3 protein-coding genes and 10 tRNA genes are annotated in these 3112 nt (G+C 42.8%); 1 reads left to right on the forward strand and 12 read right to left on the reverse strand.

Going from position 1 to position 3112, the window contains the following annotated elements; translation table 11 throughout:
* Both J2Y67_RS27645 and J2Y67_RS27650 read right to left on the reverse strand, forming a co-directional pair.
* Positions 1–416, reverse strand: a 416-nt coding sequence (locus J2Y67_RS27645) for a helix-turn-helix domain-containing protein (protein ID WP_310179381.1), incomplete at its 3' end; no start/stop codon positions are given.
* 94 nt (positions 417–510) lie between these two features.
* A complete protein-coding gene (locus J2Y67_RS27650; protein ID WP_310179384.1) occupies positions 511–657 on the reverse strand; it encodes a hypothetical protein in 147 nt (48 codons plus the stop codon).
* Between the two features lie 94 nt (positions 658–751).
* Here J2Y67_RS27650 and J2Y67_RS27655 point away from each other — a divergent pair, with 94 nt between their 5' ends.
* Positions 752–994, forward strand: a complete 243-nt coding sequence (locus J2Y67_RS27655) for a hypothetical protein (protein WP_310179385.1) — start codon at positions 752–754, stop codon at positions 992–994.
* A gap of 738 nt (positions 995–1732) precedes the next feature.
* On the opposite strand, the gene J2Y67_RS27660 is transcribed toward J2Y67_RS27655, so the two are convergent.
* From J2Y67_RS27660 to J2Y67_RS27705, 10 genes are all read right to left on the reverse strand, one after another.
* Positions 1733–1806, reverse strand: a tRNA-Ile gene (locus J2Y67_RS27660).
* A 6-nt stretch (positions 1807–1812) separates the two neighbouring features.
* Positions 1813–1886: transfer RNA gene (locus tag J2Y67_RS27665), tRNA-Gly, on the reverse strand.
* Positions 1887–2057: 171 nt separating this feature from the next.
* Positions 2058–2132: transfer RNA gene (locus tag J2Y67_RS27670), tRNA-Gln, on the reverse strand.
* Between the two features lie 12 nt (positions 2133–2144).
* Positions 2145–2220: transfer RNA gene (locus tag J2Y67_RS27675), tRNA-His, on the reverse strand.
* Between the two features lie 18 nt (positions 2221–2238).
* Positions 2239–2315 (reverse strand) — tRNA-Met (locus J2Y67_RS27680).
* Between the two features lie 40 nt (positions 2316–2355).
* Positions 2356–2429: transfer RNA gene (locus J2Y67_RS27685), tRNA-Cys, on the reverse strand.
* Positions 2430–2436: 7 nt separating this feature from the next.
* Positions 2437–2511 (reverse strand) — tRNA-Gly (locus tag J2Y67_RS27690).
* A 50-nt stretch (positions 2512–2561) separates the two neighbouring features.
* Positions 2562–2637 (reverse strand) — tRNA-Lys (locus J2Y67_RS27695).
* 174 nt (positions 2638–2811) lie between these two features.
* A tRNA-Val gene (locus J2Y67_RS27700) sits at positions 2812–2887 on the reverse strand.
* A 39-nt stretch (positions 2888–2926) separates the two neighbouring features.
* A tRNA-Glu gene (locus tag J2Y67_RS27705) sits at positions 2927–3001 on the reverse strand.
* Positions 3002–3112: the final 111 nt, after the last annotated feature.

Consider the following 3112-nt stretch of genomic DNA (forward strand, 5'->3'; position numbering starts at 1 on the left):
GCGATATTTCCATTTGTCTGTTTCGTGGTGTAAGATTGAACAGGATTTTTTTTCGATTTAAAGCGCGGTTGTTTATTCTGTTTCTTATAGTATCGGCTATAAGAATCAGCTAGATTTTCAACTGATTTTTGCAAAGCAATACTGTCTACTTCTTTTAGGAAATCATAGTGTTTTTTTAGTTCAGGAAGTGCTTTGACTGATTCATATTTATTTAGAAACTCACCTTTCCAATTATTCACTTGAAGTTGACCATTTTGTTTCATTTCCTCACAAATATGCCAGAAAGCGTCCTTTTCCTTTTGTTTACCAAGGAAGAAATTGAATACGAATCTGGAACAGCCAATGGTTTTGTTGATGAGTTCAATCTGCTTTTTATTAGGATAGATTCGGAACTTGTAGGATTTATTTACCAACATCTATTCCACCTCACTCATCAGGAACATTTGTTCTAATTATAGCATAATTCGGAAGGTTTTGGCTAGCGCCAACCGATATTCATCCCCTCCCTACTCATTGGGCTTTGCCCTTCATATTCCTTGAGGAAGGGTATTCTGTCGAATGATGATAAAGAAATGAGTCTTCAATCCCTCTTCTATGTTTTTTACAGTATTCCACAAAGTCTTTTATTTTTTCATGATTTAATACTTCAACTCTCATTTTGTCCCCCCATTAAAAACATACTGTTTGTTCTATATATGTTTTTTCGTTTGTGGGTATGATATGGTTGATATTTATTTGAGGAGGGATTTTTGTGTCAGAATTGGAGCCATTGGAATATTCCACCGGGACGGCCATTCGTGATTACGATATTATCGAAATCACGAAGACAACCGAAGGCTATGAGGTATTTCTTGATATTAATTTAGATAGCGGTTATTCCTTATCTGGAACAAAATTAGAAATAACGGATGAAGATTTAACAGGTTATGAAACAAATGAAGTCGAAGAAGCCATTAAATATGCCTTGGGGTTTTTTGAGGAATCCTTGAGTTGATGATTAGTCAAGTCCATTTAGTTGTGTAAAAGTGTAAACAATAATTTAACACTATTAAAAGAATTTGCATATGCTACTGAAGACGGGATTCTTTTCTGGATTGGGTCGCATAGAACCTTGCTACGCTACCGTGGTCGGGATTCTTCTCTGGATTTGGTCGCATAGAATACGACTACGCTACCGTGAACGGGATTCTTCCCTTGGTTCGGTCGCATAGAATACGACTACGCTACCGTGAACGGGATTCTTCCCTTGGTTCGGACACGACTATGCTACCGTGAACGGGATTCTTCCCTTGGTTCGGTCGCATAGAACACGACTACGCTACCGTGAACGGGATTCTTCTCTGGATTCGGTTGCATAGAACACAGCTACGCTACCGTTAACGGACTTCTTCAGCGGATTCGGTCGCATAGAACACGACTACGCTACCGTGGGCGGGATTCTTCCCTTGATTCGGTCGCATAGAACACAGCTACCCTACCGTGGGCGGGATTCTTCCCTTGATTCGGTCGCATAGGACCTTGCTACGGTACCATGGGCGGGATTCTTCCCTTGATTCGGTAGTATAGAACCTTGCTATGGTTTTATCTAGGTGACCAATGCGATTAATGTTGGGGCGGTTCAGCATCTAGATCGCCTTTCGGTGACCGTAACACCTGTTTTTCCGAGTGGACAGGCATCTAGAATCATAAAAAGTCCAATTCATATGAATTGGACTTTAGTTTTTTCAATTTATGGGCCTAAATGGACTCGAACCATCGACCTCACGCTTATCAGGCGTGCGCTCTAACCAGCTGAGCTATAGGCCCTTAAAATGGAGCGGGTGATGGGAATCGAACCCACTACATCAGCTTGGAAGGCTGAGGTTTTACCAGTAAACTACACCCGCATTAATTATAATGTTATATTTTGTTTTAAACACGCACTAACATGCCTCTTCCTCTAAAAGCATATTCGAAGAAGATGATGTGTCGAGGCAACTCGCAGCTTGTTCACGGATGCTTTGCTCGTGGCTGAGGTTTTACCAGTAAACTACACCCGCATATTACTATTATTAAAATGGCTGGGCTAGCTGGATTCGAACCAACGAATGACGGAGTCAAAGTCCGTTGCCTTACCGCTTGGCTATAGCCCATTAACTTAAGAATGGGGCGGATGATGGGAATCGAACCCACGAATGTCGGAACCACAATCCGATGCGTTAACCACTTCGCCACACCCGCCATAATCAAATATTAAATTGGTAGCGGCGGAGGGGATCGAACCCCCGACCTTACGGGTATGAACCGTACGCTCTAGCCAGCTGAGCTACACCGCCATGAAATTAAATTACCTTTTTTAATATAACCTTATAAAATTGGAGGCGGCAACCGGATTCGAACCGGTGGTAAAGGTTTTGCAGACCTCTGCCTTACCACTTGGCTATGCCGCCAAAAATGTGGAGCGGAAGACGGGATTCGAACCCGCGACCCCCACCTTGGCAAGGTGGTGTTCTACCACTGAACTACTTCCGCATATTAAAGCTTATGGTACATCTCCAATTTTGTTACATTTTATTTAAAAATGGTGAGCCATGAAGGATTCGAACCTTCGACCCTCTGATTAAAAGTCAGATGCTCTACCGACTGAGCTAATGGCTCATATTAAGGTTTGTTACCTAAACGTATATTAGTTAAAGTCAGATGCTCAAAAGAACTTTCGTTCTTTCTCGCAGATTGCCGCAGAAGCTTAGTCAATGATGTAAGCAATCTGCTCTACCGACTGAGCTAATGGCTCATTTATTGAAGATTATTTTCACTATCGTGAAAAAATCATGGTGGAGGATGACGGGATCGAACCGCCGACCCTCTGCTTGTAAGGCAGATGCTCTCCCAGCTGAGCTAATCCTCCATTATGGTGGAAGTTATTTTCGCTTGTACGAAAATGCTTTGGTGACCCCTACGGGATTCGAACCCGTGTTACCGCCGTGAAAGGGCGGTGTCTTAACCGCTTGACCAAGGGGCCATTGTTTAAAAAATAGCAAAAATAATAGCCCAATAAAGGGCTTAGCCTGGCAACGTCCTACTCTCACAGGGGGACAGCCCCCAACTACCATCGGCGCTGAGAAGCTTAACT

Source organism: Neobacillus niacini, assembly GCF_031456445.1.
Lineage (GTDB): Bacteria > Bacillota > Bacilli > Bacillales > Cytobacillaceae > Neobacillus > Neobacillus niacini_I.

Coding starts and splice junctions, on each gene's coding strand:
- J2Y67_RS27650 (WP_310179384.1), bottom strand. CDS start 657: ATGAGAGTTGAAGTATTAAATCATGAAAAAATAAAAGACTTTGTGGAA.